Source organism: Nonomuraea roseoviolacea subsp. carminata, from assembly GCF_024172185.1.
GTDB classification, from domain to species: domain Bacteria; phylum Actinomycetota; class Actinomycetes; order Streptosporangiales; family Streptosporangiaceae; genus Nonomuraea; species Nonomuraea roseoviolacea.
Window position 1 is genome coordinate 2,478,835 of record NZ_JAMZEC010000001.1, and the last position, 22,611, is coordinate 2,501,445.

The following is a 22,611-nucleotide window of genomic DNA, read 5'->3' on the forward strand; positions in this document are numbered from 1 at the left end:
ATGACTACTCGCCGTGACCTCAGAACCACCGTCTGGAACTACTGGGTGATGTCCATGCCCGTTCTTGACCATCCCGGCACGGACAACCGCCACGTCCGGTTGCCGTCCCCGTCGCGGAAGCAGCCCTCCATCACCAGCCCACGCGTCTCCACCTGCGCGTGCAGGCGCCAGGTGGGGCCGCCGCGGCGCAGCCGGCGCGGGTCGATCTCGGCCACCAGGCGGCCCGGCCCGAGCCGCCTGGACGGCAGCGGCACCTTGCGGCTGCCGTCGCTCAGCCACACCTCGATCTTGCGCGGTCTGCGCTCCACCCGGTGCAGGGCCACCTCGCCGATCACGGCGAAGCCCTGACCGTCCCATCGGCACTCCTCGACCCGGGCCAGCACCTTGATCTCGTCGCGGGCGTCGTACACCTCGTCGGGGATGCGCAGCGACCGGTCACGGAAGTACGGGTAGTCGCCGTACCAGCCGACGCGGCGCAGCCCGCGCGGCACGATGCGCGCGGCCTCCTCCGACGACCTCCTGAACTCGCGCACCCGGCGCAGCTCCTTGACCAGCCCGCGCTCCACCAGGTGCAGCTCCAGCCGCCGCAGCGACGGCGCGGTCGCCAGCACGCCGGGACTGAGCACGGCCAGCCACTGGCGAGCGAGGTCCAGCAGCGGCTCCAGCTCGTCGGCCTCGGCGTGCTCCAGCGCCTGGAACAGGAAGACGATGTCCTTCTCCAGCACCAGGCCGTCGAAGGAGCGGGTCAGCTCCGGCGCCTCCTCCTGCAGGAACGACCGGACGGCCCGGATGGCCTCCAGCCGGTCGGCGAGGTTGGGCAGCTCGGCCCGCCGCTGCGTGATCGAGGCGCCCCCCGCCTCGCGCCTGCGCCAGTGGTAGACGACGTCCGGCAGCAGGTCCACGCTGGCGGCCAGCACGTGGGCGCGCATGCTGAGCGGCACGTCCTCGTAGATGCCCTGCCGGAAGCGCAGCCGGTGCTCGTACCAGAACTCCTTGCGGTAGAGCTTGTTCCACACCGTGCGGTCCCTGACCAGCGCCCGCCGGTCCATGATGTGCGTGCGCCGCACCTCACGCCTGAACAGCTTCTCGTGCAGCGACGACGGCGACAGCTCGCCGTCCTCCATGCGCCGCACCCCGCCGCACGCCAGGTCGGAGCCGGTCCGCTCCAGCGAGGAGACCAGCAACTCGTACGCCTCGGCCGGCACGACGTCGTCGCTGTCGGCGAACGCCAGGTACGACCCGCGGGCCCACCGGACCCCCTCGTTGCGGGCCGGGCCGGGCCCCCGGTTGGGCTGGCGCACCACGGTGAAGCGCGGGTCCCGGGAGGCGAACCCCTCCGCGATCCGGCGGCTGCCGTCCACCGAGCCGTCGTCCACCAGGATGACCTCGATGTCGTTCAGCGTCTGGGCCGCCAGCGACTCCAGGCACTCGGCGATGTACTGCTCCACGTTGAAGAACGGGACGACGACGCTGACCAGGGGCGCCATGCCAGGGCTCCTTGTGTGCGGGGGACGGGTCCGAGGGCAGCATGCCGCCGCCATGGCCCGGTGGCCGCTGTCGATGCCCCTCCCTGATCAGCTCTTTACCGGGCGCATAGTCCGCTACGGTGTGGACGTAACCAGACACAGAGCGTGAGGGGGTCCGGTGCTCCGACAGGTTCGCGACGACGATCTGCCCGCCATGCTCAGCTGGCGCAACCACCCGAGGGTTCGCCAGGCCAGCTTCACCACCCACGTGATCAGCGAGGAGGAGCACGCCCGCTGGTGGGCCGGGGTGCGCGCCGACCCGTCCCGGCTGGTGCTCGTCTACGAGCACGGCGGGACCGCCTGCGGCGTGGTCACCTTCTCCGGGCTCGGCCCGGAGCGGCCGATCGCCACCTGGGGCTTCTACCTCGACCTCGCGGGGCTGGAGCGGCGGGGCGAGATGATCGCCGCGTGGTTCGGCGTCGAGCGCGCGGCGATCCGCCACGCCTTCGACGTGCTGGAGCTGACGGCCCTGCGGGGCGAGGTGCTGGCCGGCAACCAGGCCGTCCGCCTCCTGCACGACCGCTTCGGCTTCAAGGAGACCGGCGGCTACCGGCGCGTCATCGACGGCACGACCGTGGACGTGGTGACCGTCGAGCTCACCCGCCCGGCCACCGGGAGGCGGGCATGAGGCCCCTGACGATCGCCGGCCGCCGCGTCGGCCCCGGCGAGCCGCCGTTCGTCGTCGCCGAGATGTCCGGCAACCACGACGGCAGCCTCGACCGCGCCCTGGCCATCGTCGAGGCCGTGGCCGCGAGCGGCGCCCACGCGCTGAAGCTGCAGACCTACCGGCCCGACACCATCACGATCGACGCCGACGGCCCGGCCTTCCGCCTCGGCTCGGGCCACGAGCTGTGGGGCGGCGAGCGGCTCTACGACCTGTACCTGCGGGCCCACACGCCGTGGGAGTGGCACGAGCCGCTCTTCGCCAGGGCGCGGGAGCTGGGGCTCGCCGTGTTCTCCTCGCCGTTCGACCCGACGGCCGTCGAGCTGCTGGAGAAGCTCGGCTGCCCCGCGTACAAGATCGCCTCGTCCGAGCTGGTGGACCTGCCGCTGATCCGGCTCGTCGCGGCCACCGGCAAGCCGCTCGTGCTGTCCACGGGCATGGCCACGGCCGGCGAGATCGACGCGGCCGTGACGGCGGCCCGCGAGGCCGGCTGCGCCGAGCTGGCCGTGCTCGCCTGCACCGCCTCCTACCCGGCCTCGCCCGCCGAGAGCGACCTGCGGCGGCTGCCGCTGCTGGCCGGGCTCACCGGCGCGGTGGTCGGCGTCTCCGACCACACGCCGGGCATCGGCGCGGCGCTCGCGGCGGTCGCCCTCGGCGCCTGCCTCATCGAGAAGCACGTGACGCCGGACCGGGCGGGCGGCGGGGTGGACGCGGCGTTCTCGCTGGAGCCGGCCGAGCTGGCGGCGCTGGTCGTGGAGAGCGAGCGGGCCTGGCAGGCGCTCGGCGAGGCCCGCCTGGGGCCCCGGCCGTCGGAGCGCGAGGGGCTGCGCTTCCGCCGGTCGCTCTACGTGGTCACCGGCGTGCGGGCGGGCGAGCCGGTGACGGAGCGCAACGTCCGCTCCATCCGGCCCGCGGGCGGGCTGCCGCCCGCGGCGCTGGCCGAGGTGACGGGGCGCCGCTTCACCCGCGACGTGCCTGCGGGCACGCCGCTCACCTGGGACCTCATCTGACGGTTCACCTGAGCCCGAGGAGGGCGTCGGCGACGCGCTCGCGGCCCTTGCCGTCCACGAGGCCGCTGCCCCGCCTGCCGTACTCCTCGCGCAGCCCCGGGTCGGCGAGCAGCCGGGCCAGCATCTCGGTGGCGGCGGGGCCCGGCGCGGGGCCGAGCCCGGCCGCGATGCCGCCGCCCACCAGCGCCTCGTAGCCGATGAGCTGGTTGCCGGTCACCCAGGTCAGCGCGGCCGGCACGCCGAGGTAGAGCAGCTCCCAGATGGTCGAGCCGGCGGCGGTGAGCACGAGGTCGGCCTCCGCCATGAGCTCGGGCAGCCGGTCGGTGGGCGGGATGACGGTGATCGGCCCGTCCGCCGCGAACGGCCGCGGGCTCACCACCGTCGCGCGGAACGGCATGCCGGTCGCCCCCAGCGCCTCGGCCCAGGCCGGCGTCACGCCCGCGCTGTCGGTGCCGCCGAAGAAGCACAGCACGCGCGGCACGTCACCGCGCGGCCCGGCCACCCGGCGCAGCCCGCGGACGCTGTCGCGCAGCAGCGCGTAGCGCACCCCGGCCAGCCGCTCGGCGAGCAGCGGGAACGGCCGCAGCTCGGCCCCGAGGTTCTGGTCGAGGTAGACGTCGGCCTCCTGGCCGAGCGGGTCGCCGTCGACGATCGCCAGCACGGCCGCGCCCGTCTGCCTGACCCGCGCGCCCGTGCCGGGGGCCAGGTCGTAGGAGTCGAGCACGACCGCGTCGAGGCGCAGGTCGCCCACCAGCTCCGCGAGCCGCCCGGGCCCGTCGGGCGCCGGGACGAGCGGCAGGCCGCGCGCCAGGAGCTGGGCCCGCGCCCACGCCGAACCCGCCAGGTCGCCCAGGAAGCTGACCTCGACGCCGCGCCCGCGCAGCTCCTCGGCGAGCGCCACGCAGCGCACCAGGTGGCCGACGCCCCTGCCGGCGCCGGCGTCGCAACGGACGCCGACCCGGCCGATCATGCCTCCTGCAGCGCTTTCTGCTGGACGTGCGCGTTGAGCCGGCAGATCTCCGGCCGGGCGCGCAGCCAGCCCACGAGCGTCGCGTACGGCACGCACCGGTCGCCGAAGGCGGCCACCACCCGCGAGATCAGCGCCCAGTCGTCCTCGGTGTCGAGCGTGACCCGCAGGTCGGCGGCCGACGGGGCGTAGGCCAGGCCGAGCAGCCGCGACGCGCCCGGATGCGTGTAGACGTAGGAGGTGACGTGGACGCGGTGGTGGGCGGTCGCCTCCCGCCCGGCCCGCGCGAGCGCCTCCCGGCTCACGATCTCCACGTCGAGGCCGCGGGGCAGGGTGCGGGTCAGGCTCGTGCTCAGATAGTCGAGGCCCGGCACCGCCCGGTGGACCAGCGCGGCCTCGCGGACGATCGCCGGGTCGAGCAGCGGGCAGTCGGCGGTGAAGCGCATCACCGCGTCGGCCGGGTGGAGCTCCAGCGTCTGCAGGAAGCGGCCGAGCACGTCGTCCACCGGCCCCCGGTGCCACGCGACGCCGAGCCGCAGGCACTCGGCCACCACGGCGTCGTCGGCGGGCTCGGTCGTGGTGGCGACCACCAGCTCGTCCACCGCGTCCGCCTGCCGCACGGCCCGGGCCACCCAGCTCAGCACCGACCGGCCGCCCAGCTCGCGCAGGACCTTCCCCGGCAGGCGCGTCGACCCCGTCCGTGCCTGAATGATTCCGACAATCCGCACTGAAGCCCCATTCCCCCGTGTGACCGTGCGTTGCTGAACGATCGCGCTATGCTACCGGCTCAGCTCCGGCGACTACAGGGCGTGAACACGATTCAGGGGGTCACGTGAGCATTCTGAGCGGATCGTCCGTACTGATCACCGGAGGCACGGGGTCCTTCGGCAAGGCATTCATCCGCCACGCGCTGCACGTCCTCGACGTGCGGCGCCTGGCGGTCTTCTCCCGCGACGAGCTCAAACAGTGGGAGGCGCGCCAGACCTTCGGCGACGACCGGCGGCTGCGCTGGTTCATCGGCGACGTGCGCGACCGCGACCGGCTCACCCGCGCCATGCACGGCGTCGACTTCGTGGTCCACGCCGCGGCGCTCAAACAGGTCGACACCGCCGAGTACAACCCGTTCGAGTACGTCCGCACCAACGTCACCGGCTCGCAGAACGTCGTCGAGGCGGCCATCGACAGCGGCGTGCGCAAGGTCGTCGCGCTGTCCACCGACAAGGCGTCCGGCCCGGTCAACCTGTACGGCGCGACCAAGCTGGTGGCCGACAAGCTGTTCGTCTCGGCCAACCACTACGCGGCCGGCCACGCCACCCGCTTCGCGGTCGTGCGCTACGGCAACGTGGTGGGCAGCCGCGGCTCGGTGGTGCCGTTCTTCCAGCGGCTCGCCGCCGAGGGCGCCAGCCTGCCGATCACCGACAAGCGCATGACCCGGTTCTGGATCACCCTCGACCAGGCGGTGCGCTTCGTCGTCGACTCCTTCGACCTCATGCGCGGCGGCGAGCTGTACGTGCCGCGCATCCCCAGCATGCGCATCACCGACCTGGCCGACGCCGTCGCGCCGTACGCCCCCGTCTACGAGGTGGGCGTCCGGCCCGGCGAGAAGCTGCACGAGGAGATGATCGGGCCCGACGACGGCCGCCGCACGCTGCGGCTCGGCGACCGCTACGTCGTCCGCCCCGCCATCGCCACCTGGGGCTACGAGCCGCCGGCCGACGGCGAGCCGCTGCCCGACGGGTTCGCCTACCGCTCCGACACCAACGACCTGTGGCTGTCGGCCGACGAGCTGCGCCGCATGCTGGCGGACGGCCGCTGGTGATCCCCTACGGCCGGCAGTCGATCACCGAGGACGACGTCCTGGCCGTCGCCGAGGTGCTGCGCGGCGACTGGCTCACCACCGGGCCCGCGGTCACCGCGTTCGAGGCCGGGCTGGCCCGCTGGACCGGCGGCGTCCCCTGCCTGGCCGTCACCTCCGGCACCGCCGCCCTGCACGTGGCCTACGCCGCCGCCGGCGTGGGCCCGGGCGACGAGGTCGTCACCTCGCCGCTGACGTTCGTGGCCACCGCCGCCACGGCCGCGCTGCGGGGGGCGCGGGTCGTCTTCGCCGACGTCCGCGACGACACCGGCAACCTCGACCCCGAGGCCGCCGGCGCGGCGGTCACCGGCCGCACGAGGGCGCTCACCGCCGTCGACTACGCCGGCCACCCCGCCGACTACGACGAGCTGCGCGCCGTCGCCGACCGGGCCGGCGCGCTCCTCGTCGGCGACGCCGCCCACTCCCTCGGCGCCTCCTACAAGGGCCGGCCGGTGGGATCGCTGGCCGACGTCACCACGTTCTCGTTCTTCCCGACCAAGACCGTCACCACCGCCGAGGGCGGCGCGCTGGCCCTGCCCGACGGCGAGCGCTTCGCCCGCGCGGCGCGCTTCCGCAACCACGGGCTGGTGCGCGACCCGGCCGAGCAGCGCGACCCCGGCCACGGCGGCTGGCACCAGGAGGTGCACGACTTCGGCCTCAACTACCGGCTGCCCGACGTGCTGTGCGCGCTCGGCCTGAGCCAGCTCGGGCGGCTGCCCGCGTTCCTGGCGCGCCGCGGCGAGCTGGTGGCCCGTTACGACGCGCTGCTGGCCGGGGTGCCCGGGCTGCGGCTGCCGGGGCGGCTGCCGTACGTCGAGCCGGCCTGGCACCTGTACCCCGTGCGGATCGGCGGCGGGCGCAGGCGCGAGGTGTACGGCCGGATGCGGGCGGCCGGCATCGGGGTGCAGGTCAACTACATCCCGGCGTACTGGCATCCCGTGTTCGAGGACCTCGGCTACCGGCGCGGCATGTGCCCGCGGGCCGAGGCGTACTACGCGGAGGAGCTGTCGCTGCCGCTCTTCCCCGGCCTCACCGACGACCAGCAGGACCGGGTCGTGGAGTGCCTGCTGGCCGTCCTGGCGTGACGCTTCACAGCGGCGGGCAGTGCTCCACGAGCATCAGGCAGCCGTCGTCGCCCCGGTCGGCCACGAACCTGCGGCCCGCCACGGTCGCCGCCGGGCGGGCCCGGGTCCGCACCAGCGGGCGGATCTTCCTGCCCTGGTCGAGCAGGACGTCCCAGCGCGGCACCCGGCCCACCGGCGCCTCGATGTCGCCGAGCCGGATCCGGCCGGTGAACGCGTGGCCGTCCAGGGTGACCGGGAAGTAGATCTCCTCACCGTCGCCGCGCCGCACCAGCCGCAGCACCGGATCGCCGTCGCCCGGGTCGGCCAGCTCGCCCGCCACCAGCAGGTCGCCGCCCTCGATCCGGCATTCGCCGATCAGCGCCTCGGCGCGGCGCACCCGCAGCCCCCACACCCCCTTGCCGGCGCGTACGGGCACCAGCCAGGAGCCGGCCCTGCGCACCGGCGGCGGCACCGCCGGGGGCAGCCACCGGGGCCCCGCGACCTTCCCCTCCAGCCGCAGCCCGCCGGCCCGCAGCTCGACGCGCAGCTCCCAGTGGCCGCGCCGGGCCAGCCGCGCCGGTGACAGCGTGGCGGGGTCGAAGGCGAAGCCGAACGGGAAGCCGTGCTCGGCCGCCACCCGGCCGTCCTCCTGGGGCACGCCGAGGCTGGCCGGCGTCACCCTGTCCTCCGAGAGGGGCACGGTGTCGCCCGTGCCGCGTTCCCGCAGCCACACGCGGACGCGGGCGCGGCCCAGCCCCCGCGCGTCGAACCGGCCGACCGACATCCAGCCCTCGCCGCGCAGCAGGCCGTCCCGCCAGCCGGCGGACAGCAGCCGCGTCTCCAGGCCCAGCTCGTCGGTCACCTCCGCCAGGTGCGCGGGCAGGGCGGGATGCCGGCCGTACCAGCGCCTGCCGCCCAGCCCGAACCTCGTGGAGGCCAGGGGCGGCCACAGGCCGCCCGCGCGCTCCTGCGCGAACACCGCGGCCAGCTCCTCCACCCGTCGCCGGTGCAGCAGGTGCGTCAGCAGCCGGCGCTGGTACGGCAGGCTCAGCCAGTCGTCCGGGGCGACGCCGTCGAGGTAGCGGGCCGCGAGGTCCAGGATCGCCGGGTCGGCCGCCGTCCCCATGCGGGCCACCGCCTCCACCGCCACGCTCATGTCGATGTCGAGGGTGTCGCGGTCGAAGCGCGGCTTGACGCCCGGCGCCCGGCGGGCGAGCAGCGTGGCCGTCTCCAGCACCGACAGCAGGCGGTCGCGCACGTTGCCCGGCTCCAGGCTGCGCTGGGTGACCGACCAGTCGCGCCGGCGCCAGTAGTAGACGACGGCCTTCAGCACGTCCACCGAGGTCGCGCCCACGTGCGCGGCCATGGCCACGGGCTGGTCCTCGTACAGGCGTTCCGGGAACGTCAGGGCGAGGGCGTCCCAGAAGGAGCGCCGGTAGACCTTGTTCCACAGCATGCGGTCGCGGACCAGCAGCGGGTGGCGGGTGATGTGGGTCCGCTCCAGCCGCCTGGCGAACGCCTGCCGGTGCGCCCACGACGGCACGAGCTGGTCGTGGTGGAGGCGCATGACGTTGCCGCAGGCCAGGTCCGAGCCGGTGGACTCCAGGGACGCCACCAGGCGGCGGAAGGCGTCCCTCGGCACCAGGTCGTCGCCGTCCACGAACGCCAGGTAGCGGCCGGTCGCGTGCCGCACGCCGATGTTGCGCGCCCGTCCCACGCCGCCGCCGGCCTGCCGGACGAGACGCACGCGAGGGTCGGCCGCCCGCCTGGCCTCGACCACGGCCGGCCCGCCGTCGCGGCTGCCGTCGTCGACGCAGATCACCTCCAGATCGCGCAGCGTCTGCGCGGTCAGCGAGTCGAGGCAGGGGCCGAGGTACTCCTCGACGTCGTGGAACGGGACGACCACCGACAGGATCGGCACGGAACCACCTTCTCTTCTTGGGCCGTGGAGGTTGCTCGGGCTGTCTCGGCGGGACTCTTCGAAGGAGGGCGCCCCACTCGGAGGCGTGCGGGTGGGAGCCGCATGTGCGGACGCCCACCTGCCGCGGGGTCCGGTCGCCCGTTTCAGCGGGCCAGGAGGCGCAGGACCTTGCGGGCGGCCCGGCGCGGGCGCGACAGGCGGCGGGACAGCCGGTAGCCGAGCGTCCGGCGCAGCGCGGTCGCCTTCCGCTGGCTCCTGCGCAGCTTGGCGCGGGTGCGCACCAGCTCGCGCTCGCGGAAGCTCAGCTTCGTCTCCAGGCGCGCGATCCTGGCCAGCGCGGCGGTGAGCTGCTCGGTCACCCGGTCGCGGGCGCTCAGCAGGTCCCGGTACGTGGGGGCGGCGCCGGCCAGTTCGGCGGGTCCCACTGGTTGCCCCAGCTCGGCCTCCAGCTTGCGGGCCCGGTCGAGGTCGTCCTGGTCGCAGGTCTGGCCGGCCATGCCGCAGAGCGTCAGCGCGAGCTGCCCGGCGTCGAGCGGCCACGGCCACGGGTGGTGGTGCCCGGCCGCGAGCAGCCGTACGGCGAAGCGCCACAGGATCCGGCAGAGCACCACGGGCGCGGGCGCCGGGCTTCCGGGGGCGGGGACCGGGGTGATGGCGGTGAACCGCTCGCCGTCCCAGACGAGGTTGTCGGCGGGGGCGTCCCCGCCGTCGGCCACCCACGCGGCCAGCGCGGCCAGCAGGTCGCGGACCGCGCGCACGTCCTCGCGGGCGCACGCCTCGACCAGCACCTCCTCGACGATGCGACCGCGCGGGATGGGGCGCTCGGTCCCGCCGGGCAGGCGCCGGGTGGAGGTGGCGGTGACCTCGTGCACGGCCCGGCCCACCTCGACCAGCCCTTGCGGCAGGAGGTCGCGGGGTGCTCGGTCCACGACCGCCGCCTCGCCCGCGTCCTGGGATGGAGCGCCCTCGGCCTCGGCGGCTGCCTCGTACGGCCACTCTTCGGCAGCCGCGACGCCCGCGCCCGGCTCGTGAGCGCTCTCCTCGGCCCCCGCCCCGTCAGGACCCTCCTCGGCGGCCACGGCGTGGGGTTCGCCGGCGTGGTGGGCGGTGAGGCCCGGCTCCCCGGCGTGGTGGGTGGTGAGATCCGGCTCGCCGGCGTGATCGGTCGTGACGGCGTCGGGGACGGCGGCGCTGAGGGGACGGGTCGCCACCGTGAGCCACAGAGGCGCCAGGTGCTCCCCGAGCCCGTGACGGAACGCCAGCCTGGTCAGCCGCAGCGGGTCGGCCACGAGCATGGTGTCGCCGCCGGGCGCCGTGAGCGGCACCGTGAGCGCCTCGGGCAGGTCCTCGCGCAGGAGTTCACGTCCGAACAGGGCACGGGGCGCGCGCCGTGACGGGTAGGCGGCGTAGCACCGCTCGGCCACCAGCCCCGCCGCCTCCAGCGCCGCGTCCAGGGCCTCCGGGCCGCCGGGATGGCTGGGGTCGAAGCCGTGCGGCTCCCAGTGCCCGTCGGCGCCCTCACGGTCGGGCGGCCGGGCGTCCACGAACCGGTCGACGCCGAGGTCGTTCGGCACCGCGAGGACGAGCCGCCCGCCCGGCGCCACGAGCGCGGCGAGGGCCTGGAGCGAGGCCCGCCACGGCGGCGCCTGCTCCTCGGCGGAGTGCGTGCGTTCGAGGCCGTCCAGGGCCAGCACCAGGTCGTACGGCTCGACCCCGGTGAGCGCCCGGAGCCGCCCGCAGTGGACGTCCAGCGCGGGGTGACGCTCGCCGAGGGCGCAGGCGTCGGGGTAGGAGCGCACGAGCACGGCCACCGAGGAGGCGGCGCCGGAGACGGCGCCGATGAGGCCCCTCGGGTGCGGCCCGGCCACCAGCACCCTCCCGCCGGGAGGGACGAGCCGCCGGACCAGTTCCAGGCCCGCGCCGCGCCAGTCGGTGGCCGCGTCGGCGTCGGACCACAGCAGCATCTCGCCGCCGATCAACCGGACGTTGCCGGGGGCCTCGGTCATGCGCATCGCACCCGCTTCCAGCCGAACATTCGCCGTAGCTCCTCAGGTGTCGCCTGATACTCGAATCCCAGCTCTCGCCGCGCGGCCTCGGCGGCCAGGCCGCGGTCGACGTGCTCGCCGTGCAGCTCGGGCCAGAGCCGCATGCGACGGGCCGTACCTCCGTATTCGGGGCGTTCGCCCTCGAACTGCATCGGATCGCCGTACACGGCGATGTCGCAGCCCACCGACGCGCCGTAGAAGAGCGCGCTGCCGAGCCGGTTGGAGGCCACCCTGCGGTGGCGGCGCAGCTCGGTGAGCTGGCCCCGCAGGAAGTCGCGCCCGGCGTCGTCCCATCGGGAGCCGCGGCTGCCGTGGCAGATGACACGGAATCCGGCCGACTCGTACGCCGCCCTGATACCGATATTTGCGAATTCGAGCCAGTAAAGGCACACGGTCACCGGACCGGTTTCCACCTCGCGGATGTGCGCGGCGAGCCGGCCGTGGTCACCGATCACCGCGTTCTTCTCCCAGCCGTGGAACGGGTACCAGATCGTGCCCTCCCGCTCTTCTTCCGGCATGAGGCCGAGGTCGGGCTCCAGGTCGAGGAGGTAGATCCACGGCGCGCCGATGAGGTAATGGCCGCGGCGGCCCATCGACCAGCCGCGGCGACGCAGCACGTCGGCCCAGATGAACCGGGGATATCCGGGTGTGCACCAATGGTCGTTCGGTGGGTATCCGTGGAGATAGTTCCAGCCATGCTGGACGAATCCCTGTATTCGACGGGGAACGTCGTCCGGGTATCCGCAGTACCTGGCGAGTATGCGGGAGTGCCCGTACCAGTGATTGGATTCGTCCATCATTCCCCCTGTAGCGGTTGGCGCGCCCCCAGGGACATTCGCAGCCTCGCCCGGACATCACCCGGCTTTATACGGTTCCATTACTCGCGACGGGGGCTCGGTTTGAGCCATGGAGGATCGCCGATACACTACGTTCTGGTTCGACCACGGAGAGTGAGGGAGCATGGGCCACCTCGACCGCCTGCGCGGCGTCTTCCGCGCCGCGCTGAGCCTTCCGGACGGCGCCGACGTCGACGACCTCGAATACCGGGCGATCCCGCAATGGGACTCCCTCGCCCACATGGCGCTGGTCGCCGCCATCGAGGACGAGTTCGACATCATGCTCGATACAGACGAGATCATCGACATGAGCTCGTTCGCCCAGGCCGCCCGGCTGCTGGAGAAGCACGATGCCGGCGCCGCGTTCTGACCCCACCCCCGGCCCGGCGACGACGCCCCTCGCCGCGCATCACTCCGTTCCCCATCGAGGCGGCCGCCTCGGCGCGCAACCCTCCGACACGACGGCCGCCCCGCACCGTGCCACCGCACTCGCCGAGGCCGACGATGGAGCAGCGGGCGGAGCAGTGGGTGAGGCCGTCGGTGGGGCGGGCGACGGCGGCGACAAGTGCGGCGAAAGCGGCGAAGAGGTCCTGGAGCCCGTGGCCGCGACCCCGGTCCTGACGACCACCACGTCGCGGGTGACACTGGTCACCGGCTCGACCTCGGGCATCGGGCGGGCCGTCGCCGTGGCGCTCGCCGCGGCCGGTGACGAGGTGATCGTCCACGGCCGCGACGCCGAGCGGGCCGCCAAGGTCGCCGCGGAGGTGGCCGCCGAGACCGGCGGGCCCACCTGGTCGGTCCACGGCGACGTGGCCGACCCCGGCGCGGTGTCCAGCATGATGCGCCGGATCCGCGAACGCCACGGCCGCCTCGACGCGCTCGTGATCAACGCCGGCGCCCACGACGCGGCGCTGCTCGGCCTGCTGCCCGGCATGGCGGTGTCCCGGCTGTTCGACGTCAACGCGGTGGGCGCGGTCCACACGCTGCAGTCGGCGATCAGGCTGCTGCGCAGGGGCACGAGCCCGGCCGTGGTGCTGGTCTCCTCGATCATGGCCCGTCGCGGTTCGGTGGGCCAGGCCGTCTACTCCGCGACCAAGGCCGCGCTGCTGGGCCTGACCGTGTCCGCGGCCAAGGAGCTCGGCCCCGCCGGCATCCGGGTCAACGCGGTGGCCCCCGGCTTCGTGGAGACGGCCATGCTCGCCACGCTCGACGACCGGGCCCGCGCCACGACCGTCGCCGCGACCCCGCTCGGCCGGGTGGGGCAGCCGTGCGAGGTCGCCGCCACCGTGGCGTTCCTGCTCTCGGGCCACGCCTCGTTCGTCACCGGCCAGGTGCTCGGTGTCGACGGCGGGCTGGTGCTGTGAGGTCCCGACACGATGGATGGACGTCCCATGGATGGTTTCCCGCACCCTGACGCGCGGCTCGTCGTCGCCGGCGAGCCGGGCGAGCTCACGGGCGACCTGCTGGCCGCACGCGTCGAGCGCGCCGCGCAGGTGCTCGTGCGCCTGCCGCCGGGCCCCGTGTTCTGCGGCATGCGCAACGACCTGGCGTCGGTGGTGCGCTACCTCGCCGCGTGGCGGACCCGCAGGCCGGTGGCGCTGCTCGACCCCGACCTCTCGGCGGGGGCGCTGACCGGGCTGATCCGCAGGTTCCGGCCGGCGGCGCTGTTCGGGTTCGCGCACGCCGTGGAGAGCGCGCCGCGCGGGCGCCGCGACGCCGACGACCCCCACCCCGACCTGGCCGTCCTGCTCGCCACCTCCGGCTCGACCGGCAGCCCCAAGCTCGTGCGCCTGTCGCGCCGGGCCGTGCTGTCCAACGCCACGGCCATCGCCACCGCCCTGGCCATCGAGCCCGGCGACGTCGCGCCGACGAGCCTGCCGCTCTACTACAGCTTCGGGCTGTCGGTGCTCAACAGCCATCTGGCAGCCGGGGCCACGGTGGTCCTCACCGACGCGGGCCTGCTCGAACGCTCGTTCTGGACCCACCTCGACGCCCACGGCTGCACGTCGCTGGCGGCCGTGCCGTACCAGTACGAGATGCTGCGCAGGCTCGGCTTCGACCCCAAGGAGCACCCGACGCTGACCACGCTCACGCAGGCGGGCGGCCGGCTGCGTGCGGAGCTGCTGACGGAGTTCTCCGGCAGGGCCGAGCGGTTCTTCGTCATGTACGGGCAGACGGAGGCGACGGCGCGCGTCTCGGTCCTGCCGCCGGACCGGCTGGCCGCCAAACCGGGCTCGGCCGGGGTCGCCGTTCCGGGTGGCCGGCTCAGCGTGGCCGACGGCGAGATCGTGTACGAGGGGCCCAACGTGATGATGGGCTACGCGGAGACGGCCGCCGACCTGGCCAGGGGCGACGACCTGGGCGGCGTGCTGCGCACCGGCGACCTCGGCCACCTCGACGACGAGGGCTTCCTCTACCTCACCGGCCGGATGAAACGCATCGCCAAGATCTTCGGCGTGCGGGTCAGCCTCGACGACGTGGAGGGGCTGCTGCGCGACTGCGGGCCGGTCGCGGCGACCAGCGGGGACGACCGGGTCACGGTGTGGGCCGAAGGGCTCGACCGCGACGCGTGCGCCCGCCTGGCCCGCCGCCTCGGCACGGAGCTGCGGCTGCACTGGAGCGGCTTCGACGTCCGCGCGGTGGACCGCCTCCCGCTGCTGACCACGGGCAAGGTCGATTACGGCGCGTTGGAGGCACGGACGTGAGCGCGCGGAGGTGCGAGCGAGTGGCCGCCGTCTCCTCAAGGCGCGTGGAGACCGCCGTCTCCTCAGGGCGCGGGGAGACCGCCGTCTCCTCAAGGCGCGGGGAGGCCACCGTCTCTCCAAGGCGGCGGGAGGACACCGTCTGCCCAAGACACCGGGAGACCGCCGTTCGCCCAGGGTGCGGGGAGACCTCATGAGCGTCTTCACCCTGACGGCGGACGAGCGGGAGTGGACGCTGGCGCCGCGGCTGGCCGAGCTGACCGAGCGGCACCGGCATGCCTGCCCGCCGTACGGGCGGATCCTGGCGGCGATCGGGTCGCACGGGCCGTACGAGCGCGTGGCGGAGCTGCCGTGGCTGCCGGTGCGGATGTTCAAGACGCACGAACTGCGCAGCGTCCCCAAGGAGGAGGTGTTCCGGGTCCTCACCTCCAGCGGCACGACCGGGCAACGGCCCAGCCGGGTCCACCTCGACCGGAAGGCCGCGGCGGCGCAGCCGCGCATGCTGGCGGCGACGCTCCGGGAGGTGCTGGGCGAGCGGCGGCTGCCCATGCTGATCGTGGACACCCGCTCGGTCGTACGCGCCACCACACTGAGCGCGCGCGGCGCCGGAGTGCTCGGCATGATGAACCTCGGCCGCGACCACACCTTCGTGCTGGACGACGGCGGCGAGGTGGACGCGGCGGCGGTGAGGGCGTTCCTGGCGCGTCACGGCGGCGGGCCGTTCCTGATCTTCGGGTTCACGTTCATGGTATGGCTGCACCTGCGCGAGCTGGGGCTCGACCTGTCGCGCGGTGTGCTGATCCACTCCGGCGGGTGGAAGAAGCTGGCCGACCTGGCGGTGGGCGCGGCGGAGTTCCGCGGGCGGCTGGCGAGCGAGTGCGGGCTGACCCGCGTCCACGACTTCTACGGCATGGTGGAGCAGATCGGCACGATCTTCCTGGAGGGTCCGGAGGGAGACGGGCTGTACTGCCCGGACTTCGCCGACGTGGTGATCCGCGACCCGGAGACGTGGCAGGAGGCGCCGCCGGGCGTGCCGGGGCTGATCGAGGTGGTCAGCACGCTGCCGACGTCGTACCCGGGGCACGTGCTGCTGACCGAGGACCTGGGTGTGGTCCACGGGGTGGACGACGGCACCTGGCCGGGCAAGCGTTTCTCCGTGCTGGGCCGGCTGCCGCACGCGGAGGCGCGAGGGTGCAGCGACACGATGGGCGCACCGATGGGCGGGGCGCTGTCCTCCACAGCGGCCGAGCGTGGTGACAGCGTGCGGAAGCCGGCGTCTCATGAGGCGGGTGAAGGCGGTGACGCCGCGGACGGGACGGCGGCCGCATGACGGGCGGCGACGAGCCCGCGCCCGCGCGGGTTCAGGCCAAGGTCGGCGCGGCCGTGCTCGCCGGGATCGGGCCGCGCGGCGCCGAGGGGAATCACGGCGCGCGACCTCACTCCGACGGCGGCGCCGGCGCGCGATCACGATCGGAGGAGACCGTGGACGTGCGGTTTCCCTTCGAGGGGACCGTCGGCCTGTGGGAGCTGCTTGACGACATGGCCGCCGCGCCGAGGCTGGTCGTGGGCGACGAGCGGGTACGGGCGTTCCTCGTGGACGTCGGGCGGAGGTTGCGGGCGCCCGAGGTGGCGCGGCGGCATCCCGAGCTGGCGTCCCTGGGATTCTTCCTGCGGCGGAGCGAGCTGGAGCGAGCGGCGGGCCCACTGCCCGGCGCGGCGGGCTCGCTGCCCGGCGCGGCGGGAGTAGGCGGGGCCGGGGAGTTCGTGCGGGTGCCGCGCGGGTTGGTGTTCCATGTCGCTCCGGCGAACGTCGACACCGTCTTCGTCTACTCCTGGGCCCTTTCCGCCCTCATGGGCAACCGCAACGTCGTCCGGCTGTCGGCACGCGCGGGCGGCACGGCCCAGGCGATCCTCACGATCATGCGGGACGCGCTCGACGACGCCGATCCCGTCGTGGCCCGCACCCAGCGCATCGTCTCCTACGGCCACCCCAGGCCAGGCGCTCGCAGGATCCCTGTCGAGCCGCCCCACAAGCAGCTCGAACACGCCTCCCCCGGCCATCACGCTTCCAGCGATCACCATCAGGGCGAGCACTCCGGCAAGCCGCCCCGGACCAGCCCCGTCACGCACCCCGAGCCCGTCGCCCCCGCCGACGCCGGTTCCGGGGGTGCGGCGGGGCCCACCGCGGTGCTGTCGGCGGCGTGCGACCTGCGGGTGATCTGGGGCGGCGACCGTACCGTGAACGAGATCCGCCGGCACCCGCTGGCCCCCCACGCGCGTGACCTCACCTTCCCCGACCGGTCGTCGTTCGCGGTGATACGCGCGCGGGCGTGGCTGGAGGCGACGCCCGTGACGCGGGAGACGGTGGCCGACAGGTTCGCGATCGACGCGTACTGGTTCGACCAGGCCGCCTGCTCCTCCCCCGGCACCGTCTTCTGGGTGGGCTCCCCCATCGAGTGCGCCATGGCCCGCGACGGGTTCGCCGCCTGCCTGGCGGAGGCCGTGGCCCGGCGCGGGTGGACGGTGGGCACGGCGATGGCCGTCGAGAAGCGGGTGGCCGCGTACGGGCTGGCGGCCGACGGTGTGGCGGACGCGGTCGAGTTCCATGGGAACGTCCTGGCCCAGGTGATCCTGACGTCGCCCGGCGCGATCCCGCGGCGGTGGCTCGGCACGGGGACGTTCGCGCACGCCCGGATCGGCTCGCTCGATGAGCTGGCGGACGTGGCGCGTCGGAAGGATCAGACGCTGACGCACTTCGGGTTCGACCGCGATGAGCTGGCCGGGCTGGCTCGGGCGCTCGGCGGGCGCGGGGTGGACAGGATCGTGCCGATCGGGAACGCGCTGGGGTTCCACCGGGTGTGGGACGGCGTCGATTTGCCGGCCGAACTCTCCCGCCTGATCACCGTCCGGTGAGCGCTAGGGCAGGATCTCGACGTACCCGTTCGTCCCGTTCACCCTGATCCGCTGCCCATCACGGATCAGCCGGGTGGCGTGCTCCACCCCCACGACCGCCGGCAGGCCGTACTCCCGGGCGATCACCGCGCCATGCGTCATCAGGCCGCCCACCTCCGTCACCAGGCCCTTGATCCTCACGAACACGGGCGACCAGCTCGGATCGGTGTACGCGGTGACCAGGATGTCGTCCGCTTCGAGATCGGCCTCGGTCATGTCCAGGATGACGCGGGCGCGTCCCTCGACGGTCCCGGCCGACACCGGCAGGCCGGCCAGGGCGTCGGCCGGCACGTCCTGGCGCCGGTAGGACCCGGCGACGGCCTCGCCGTCCGAGGTGAGCACCCTGGGCGGCGTGAGCGCCTGGTACGCGCCGAACTCCTGCTTGCGCCGGCGGATGAGCCCGTCATCGACCTGTCCGGTGCGTACGGCGTCGTGAAACTCCTGGAACCTGAGGTAGAAGACGTCCTCCCGGTCTCGGAGCGCGCCGGCCCGCACGAGGCGATCGGCCTCCTCCAGCAGCGCCCGCTTGTAGAGGAAGTAGCGGCTGACCTTGAAGTACTTGGGATACTCCCGGTACCCGGCGAAGGTCCGCAGGCGGTCGATCATCGCCTTGGTCTCGTCGGCTTTGCGCTCCCCGTCCGGCAGGGCCCGCAGGCGCTCCAGCAGCTCCTGTTCCTTCTTCCGCGCTTCCTGCCGCCCGTGCTCGAAGCGCCGCCGGCCGGCGCCGGGCTCGGCGTTGTCGATGTTGCCGAGGATCACGGGCACGAGGGTGGTGGGGCGCTCGCTCCAGCGCGGCCGCGTGATGTCGATCTCACCGACGCAGCGCATGCCGTACTTGTCGAGGTAGGCCCGGATCGCGTCGCGCGCCTCGCGCCCGCCCGCGAGTTCGGGCAGCCGGTCGAGGAAATCGTCGTCCTCGACGTCCCGCAGGAAGGCCACCACCTCCGGATGTGGGCGGATCGCATCCGCGACGTCCAGGAGCGCGAGTCCCATCTCCGAGGTGACATTGTCGGGGACGGACTGGGTGAGGACGTCGGCCGCGTTCTCCTCGCCCAGCCACGTGCGCAGCTCCCGGTTGAGCCACCACGCCGCCTCCATCGCCGCCACGATCACCTGGAGGCTCCGCGGCTCGAACAGGAGCCGCTGGAGTTCCTGGAGGTCCTCCAGGATGAAGTCGAACAGGTCCGATCCGTGCTTGCGCTTGATGTCGCGTCCGACGGCGGCCAGGGACGCCCGGCTGCGCGCGATCAGCTCCTCGACGATGGCCGGATCGGTCTCGACCGGCGCCGGCGCGCCACCGGCGGGCGGCCCGCCGGCGCCGTCCTCCGGCGGCTGCGGGACGAAGTCGCCGCGGTCGAGGACGGTCTCCAGCGCGTCCTTGATCAGCGGATCGGACCTTCCCAGGGTCTCCAGGAGTGCGTCGCGGCCGGCCGGCGACGCCAGGCCCGCGGTGACGTCGACGAACAGCCTCCCGCCGGCCTCGGCCATCGGCCGTGGCGTGGTGAGCTGCCAGACGGACAGGCCCAAAGGCTTCATCGGGTCGGTCATCATCTGCTGGTGACCGACGGAGACGTAGACGTGGTCACCTCCGTCGCCGGCCTCCGGGATGGGGAACAGCGTCGTGATCGGCCGGCTCTGCACGATCTGGAAGTCGCCGTCGACCAGGCACCACTCGATGTCCTGGGGCCGGCCGAAGTGCGCCTCGATCCGCCGGCCCAGCCGCGTGAGCCGCACGACCTGCGCATCGGTCAGCGCCGGCCGCCGCTGGGACTCCGGCTCGATCGCCTGCCGCCGCGTCCCGCCGTCCGGCGAAGCGAGGATGGCCAGGTGCTTGGCGCCGACCGTCCTGTCGACGACCTCGCCGTCCCGCACCTTGTAGACGTCGGCGTTCACCAGACCGGAGACCAGGGCCTCGCCGAGGCCGAAGCCGGCCTCCACGCTGGAGACCTTCCGGTTCGACGTGACGGGGTCGGCGGTGAACAGGATGCCGGACGCGTCCGGCGCGACCATCCGCTGCACGACCACGGCCATGGTGACCTTGCGATGGTCGAAGCCGTTCCGCAGGCGGTAGGTCACGGCTCGCTCGGTGAAGAGCGAGGCCCAGCACGATCTGACGTGTTCGAGGATCGCCGCGGGTCCCACGACGTTCAGGTACGTGTCGTGCTGGCCCGCGAAGGAGGCCGTCGGCGAGTCCTCGGCCGTGGCGCTGGACCGGACGGCGTAGGCGGTCTTCTCGTTCAGGCGGGCGAGCGGGCGAGTGATCGCCTCCGCCACGTCGTCGGGGACGGGGATCCGCTCGACGACCTCGCGGATCTCGGCGCTGAGCGCGGCGATCGCGTCCCGGTCGTCCGGGCCCAGGCGCGACAGCCGGTCGAGCCGGTCGTCCAGCGACGGCGCGTCCGCCATGGTCCGCCGGAAGGCGTCCGTCGTCACGCAGTAGCCGGCCGGCACGTGGATGCCGTCGATCCGGGCGAGCTCCCCCAGGTTCGCGCCCTTCCCCCCGACGACCGCGAGCCGGCTCCGGTCGATCTCCTCGAAGTCCAGCACGTAGCGACCGAGCGAGAAGGGCGTCGTCACACTGCTGTCCGTGTCAACCACTGTTTCCCCCATGTACGTCATCACATCGCGCGTGATGCTGTTGATGTCGACGGCGTCCGTTCCGGTGGGTGATTCTGCGGTACGACCCGGGTCTTGCCGCAAGCCCCCCACCCCGCTATACGTTGAAAGTGGCGGGGAGGGCGCGGGCGCACGCGGGGCACGGGGTTTGGCCATAAGGTGGCCCTTGTGCTGATTCACGGCTTACTGGTGACGTCACTGGTGATGAGCGGCGCCCCGGCCGCGGGGGCGAAGGCGCGGGTCAACTGCGCGAAGGTGACCTGCCTCGCGCTGACCTTCGACGACGGTCCGGGCAAGCACACGGGCACCCTGCTGGACGTGCTCAAGCGCGAGCACGTGCCGGCCACGTTCTTCCTCATGGGCAAGCACGTGGAGGAGCTCCCGAAGGTCGTCAGGCGGACCATGGCCGAGGGGCACGCGATCGGCAACCACACCTACTCGCACCCCTCGTTGCCGACCCTGCTCGACCAGGAGATCATCGACGAGATCCGGCTCACCCAGGACGCCATCCAGGGAGTGACCGGCCGCCGGCCGCGGATGTTCCGGCCCCCGTACGGGCATACCGACGACCGGGTGCTGGGGCTCGCCGGCTCCCAGGACCTCTCGCAGGTGCTGTGGACGGGCACGACGCTCGACTGGAAGCTGCGCGACTCAGCGAAGATCAAGGCGACGGTGCTGCGGCTCGCCAAGCGCAACGGCGTGATCCTCATGCACGACACGGTCCCGCAGACGGTCCAGGCCATGCCGGCGATCATCAAGGAGCTGAAGAAGCGCGGCTACCACCTGGTGACCGTCCCCACCCTGCTCGGCGGCAGGACGCCGGACGCGGGTGTGAGTTTTCCCTAGTTCGCGGTAGTAAGCAGGTCGGGGCGCCGGCCCCGGCAGCCGGGATTGGGAGCACATGCTGACGGAGACCGCGAAGCCATCGCGCTGGGCGACGCTCGCGACCTTCCTCGCCATCCAGGCCGTGCTCGTGGGTTGGTGGCTCGCGTACTATCCGGGCCTGTTCAGCCGCGACTCGGTGCTGTACCTGAGCCACACCATGGTCGGCCCGTGGGTGAGCGACCACTCGGTGACCTACGACGCGCTGCTGTGGCTGAGCGTGCGCCTGACCGGCGACATCGGCGCGGTCACGCTGCTGCAGACGACCGCCATGGCCGCCACCCTCGCCTACCTGGCCGCCGCGCTGAAGGCGCTCGGCGCTCCTCGGCTGGCGACGACGGCCGTGGCCGTGCTGCTGCCGTTCCTGCCTCCGGTGGGGGCGTTCTCGGTGGCGCTGTGGAAGGACGTGCCGTTCACGCTGTGCGCGGTCGCGATCGCGGCGTCCTGCGCGGGCCTCGCGGCGGCCCGGCGCGTCACCGCGTGGCGGCTGGCGGGCCTCGGGGCGCTCATGCTGGCGCTCGGGCTGTTCCGGGCGAACGGCTTCCTCATCGTGGGCGTCGCCGTGGTCGTGCTGCTGGTCGTGGTGAAGGGCGCGCGGGTACGGCTGGCGGTGACCGGGCTGGTCGCGGCGGCGGTGCCGCTGCTGCTGACGAACCTCGTGCTGCCGCGCGTGGGCATCGAGGCCCCGTCGAAGACGTACGTCTACCACACGGCGTTCGGCGACATCGCGGTCCTCTACCGGGAGCACCCGGAGCTGTTCGGCGACCGCGACCGGACGCTCATGACCTCCGTCGCCCCCCTGTCGCGGTGGAGCGAGGGCGGCACCTGCTACACGATCAACCCGCTGATCTGGCGGCGCGACTTCAGCTGGCAGCAGGCCGACCGGCACGCCGGCGAGCTGCTGGACCTGTGGCGGCGGCTGCTCACGCAGCGGCCCCTGGACGTCGTGGACGCCCGCCTGTGCCGGGGCTCGATCGCCTGGAACCCGGTGGAGGACGCCTGGGCCGTGGGCGGGCAGACGTACCACTTCTCGCGCCGGCCGAGCGCCGAGACGTACGTCGGCCCGAACAAGGTGCCCGACTACCCGCAGCGGTGGATGTTCTCGCTGCGGCCGAAGTCGGAGCACCTGCACCGGGTGGCCGACTCGTGGCTGGTGACCACGGCCGAGCCGGGCTACGACTGGTGGCTGTGGCGGGGCGCGACGTGGGCGTACCTGGCGTACGTCGCGGCGGGGCTGGCGGCGTGGGCGCTGCGCAACAGGTACGTGCCGGCGGTGGTGGCGGTGGTGGCCGGGCAGCAGCTCGCGGTGCTGGCCAACATCTCGGCGCAGGACTACCGGTACATGGCCACGCCGATCTTCGTCGGGATGCTCATGCTGCCGCTGCTGGTCGGCAGCCTGGTACGGGGGCTGCTCGGGAGGAGGCGACCGGCCGCCGAACCGGCCGGGAGCGCCGGACCGCCGGAGAGCGCTGAAACACCCGAGAGCGCCGAGCCCGCCGAACCCACCGAGCGCTCCGACGCGCTCCCAGACAACGAATAAATTTTGCGGACTCCGCATATTTGCCTAGCCC

The 22,611-nt window shown here is 73.7% G+C and carries 18 protein-coding genes; 11 read left to right on the forward strand and 7 right to left on the reverse strand.

The features are described from left to right. Positions 1–38: 38 nt before the first annotated feature. Positions 39–1,487, reverse strand: a complete 1,449-nt coding sequence (locus HD595_RS11145; protein WP_253768243.1) for a glycosyltransferase family 2 protein — start codon at positions 1,485–1,487, stop codon at positions 39–41. A gap of 157 nt (positions 1,488–1,644) precedes the next feature. On the opposite strand from HD595_RS11145, the gene HD595_RS11150 reads away from it, so the two are divergent. Continuing rightward, positions 1,645–2,154 (forward strand): GNAT family N-acetyltransferase, encoded by a 510-nt coding sequence (locus HD595_RS11150; RefSeq protein ID WP_253768245.1) that lies wholly within the window; start codon positions 1,645–1,647, stop codon positions 2,152–2,154. Further along, a complete protein-coding gene (gene pseI, locus HD595_RS11155; protein ID WP_253768247.1) occupies positions 2,151–3,200 on the forward strand; it encodes a pseudaminic acid synthase in 1,050 nt (349 codons plus the stop codon). Before HD595_RS11150 ends, pseI begins: the two co-directional genes overlap by 4 nt. A 4-nt stretch (positions 3,201–3,204) precedes the next feature. Here the strand turns inward: pseI and HD595_RS11160 are convergent, their stop codons facing one another. Both HD595_RS11160 and HD595_RS11165 read right to left on the reverse strand, forming a co-directional pair. Further along, a complete protein-coding gene (locus HD595_RS11160) occupies positions 3,205–4,170 on the reverse strand; it encodes a PseG/SpsG family protein (protein WP_253768248.1) in 966 nt (321 codons plus the stop codon). Beyond that, positions 4,167–4,895, reverse strand: a complete 729-nt coding sequence (locus tag HD595_RS11165; protein ID WP_253768250.1) for a cytidylyltransferase domain-containing protein — start codon at positions 4,893–4,895, stop codon at positions 4,167–4,169. Before HD595_RS11165 ends, HD595_RS11160 begins: the two co-directional genes overlap by 4 nt. A gap of 104 nt (positions 4,896–4,999) precedes the next feature. Between HD595_RS11165 and pseB the strand changes: the two genes are divergently transcribed. Further along, positions 5,000–5,986, forward strand: a complete 987-nt coding sequence (pseB, locus tag HD595_RS11170) for a UDP-N-acetylglucosamine 4,6-dehydratase (inverting) (protein WP_253768252.1) — start codon at positions 5,000–5,002, stop codon at positions 5,984–5,986. Next, entirely contained in the window at positions 5,983–7,107 is a 1,125-nt protein-coding gene (locus HD595_RS11175; RefSeq protein ID WP_253768253.1) for a DegT/DnrJ/EryC1/StrS family aminotransferase, read from the forward strand. Before pseB ends, HD595_RS11175 begins: the two co-directional genes overlap by 4 nt. Positions 7,108–7,111: 4 nt before the next feature. Here the strand turns inward: HD595_RS11175 and HD595_RS11180 are convergent, their stop codons facing one another. From HD595_RS11180 to HD595_RS11190, 3 genes are all read right to left on the reverse strand, one after another. After that, positions 7,112–9,007 carry a glycosyltransferase gene (locus HD595_RS11180; protein ID WP_253768255.1) on the reverse strand — a complete coding sequence of 632 codons (1,896 nt, stop codon included), beginning with the start codon at positions 9,005–9,007 and terminating at the stop codon, positions 7,112–7,114. 143 nt (positions 9,008–9,150) lie between these two features. Then, positions 9,151–11,013, reverse strand: coding sequence for a class I SAM-dependent methyltransferase (locus tag HD595_RS11185; protein ID WP_253768257.1), 1,863 nt, complete (start codon positions 11,011–11,013; stop codon positions 9,151–9,153). Continuing rightward, complete coding sequence (locus HD595_RS11190; protein WP_253768258.1) at positions 11,010–11,669, reverse strand: hypothetical protein; 660 nt, start codon at positions 11,667–11,669, stop codon at positions 11,010–11,012. The genes HD595_RS11185 and HD595_RS11190 overlap by 4 nt, the downstream gene beginning before the upstream one ends. Positions 11,670–12,012: 343 nt before the next feature. Here HD595_RS11190 and HD595_RS11195 point away from each other — a divergent pair, with 343 nt between their 5' ends. From HD595_RS11195 to HD595_RS11215, 5 genes are all read left to right on the forward strand, one after another. Next, positions 12,013–12,258: an acyl carrier protein gene (locus HD595_RS11195; RefSeq protein ID WP_253768261.1), complete on the forward strand. Its 246-nt coding sequence runs from the start codon at positions 12,013–12,015 to the stop codon at positions 12,256–12,258. A gap of 154 nt (positions 12,259–12,412) precedes the next feature. Beyond that, positions 12,413–13,252 (forward strand): SDR family NAD(P)-dependent oxidoreductase, encoded by an 840-nt coding sequence (locus HD595_RS11200; RefSeq protein ID WP_253768263.1) that lies wholly within the window; start codon positions 12,413–12,415, stop codon positions 13,250–13,252. A 27-nt stretch (positions 13,253–13,279) separates the two neighbouring features. Further along, on the forward strand, positions 13,280–14,593 hold the full coding sequence (locus HD595_RS11205; RefSeq protein ID WP_253768265.1) for an AMP-binding protein: 1,314 nt from the start codon (positions 13,280–13,282) through the stop codon (positions 14,591–14,593). Positions 14,594–14,783: 190 nt separating this feature from the next. Next, positions 14,784–15,920 (forward strand): LuxE/PaaK family acyltransferase, encoded by a 1,137-nt coding sequence (locus HD595_RS11210; RefSeq protein WP_253768267.1) that lies wholly within the window; start codon positions 14,784–14,786, stop codon positions 15,918–15,920. Next, positions 15,917–17,503 carry an acyl-CoA reductase gene (locus HD595_RS11215; RefSeq protein ID WP_253768269.1) on the forward strand — a complete coding sequence of 529 codons (1,587 nt, stop codon included), beginning with the start codon at positions 15,917–15,919 and terminating at the stop codon, positions 17,501–17,503. Before HD595_RS11210 ends, HD595_RS11215 begins: the two co-directional genes overlap by 4 nt. A gap of 3 nt (positions 17,504–17,506) precedes the next feature. On the opposite strand, the gene rph is transcribed toward HD595_RS11215, so the two are convergent. After that, positions 17,507–20,119, reverse strand: a complete 2,613-nt coding sequence (rph, locus tag HD595_RS11220) for a rifamycin-inactivating phosphotransferase (RefSeq protein ID WP_253768271.1) — start codon at positions 20,117–20,119, stop codon at positions 17,507–17,509. 207 nt (positions 20,120–20,326) lie between these two features. Between rph and HD595_RS11225 the strand changes: the two genes are divergently transcribed. Both HD595_RS11225 and HD595_RS11230 read left to right on the forward strand, forming a co-directional pair. Next, positions 20,327–21,004: a polysaccharide deacetylase family protein gene (locus tag HD595_RS11225; RefSeq protein WP_253768272.1), complete on the forward strand. Its 678-nt coding sequence runs from the start codon at positions 20,327–20,329 to the stop codon at positions 21,002–21,004. A gap of 55 nt (positions 21,005–21,059) precedes the next feature. After that, positions 21,060–22,580, forward strand: a complete 1,521-nt coding sequence (locus tag HD595_RS11230; protein ID WP_253768274.1) for a hypothetical protein — start codon at positions 21,060–21,062, stop codon at positions 22,578–22,580. The last annotated feature ends 31 nt before the right edge of the window (positions 22,581–22,611 follow it).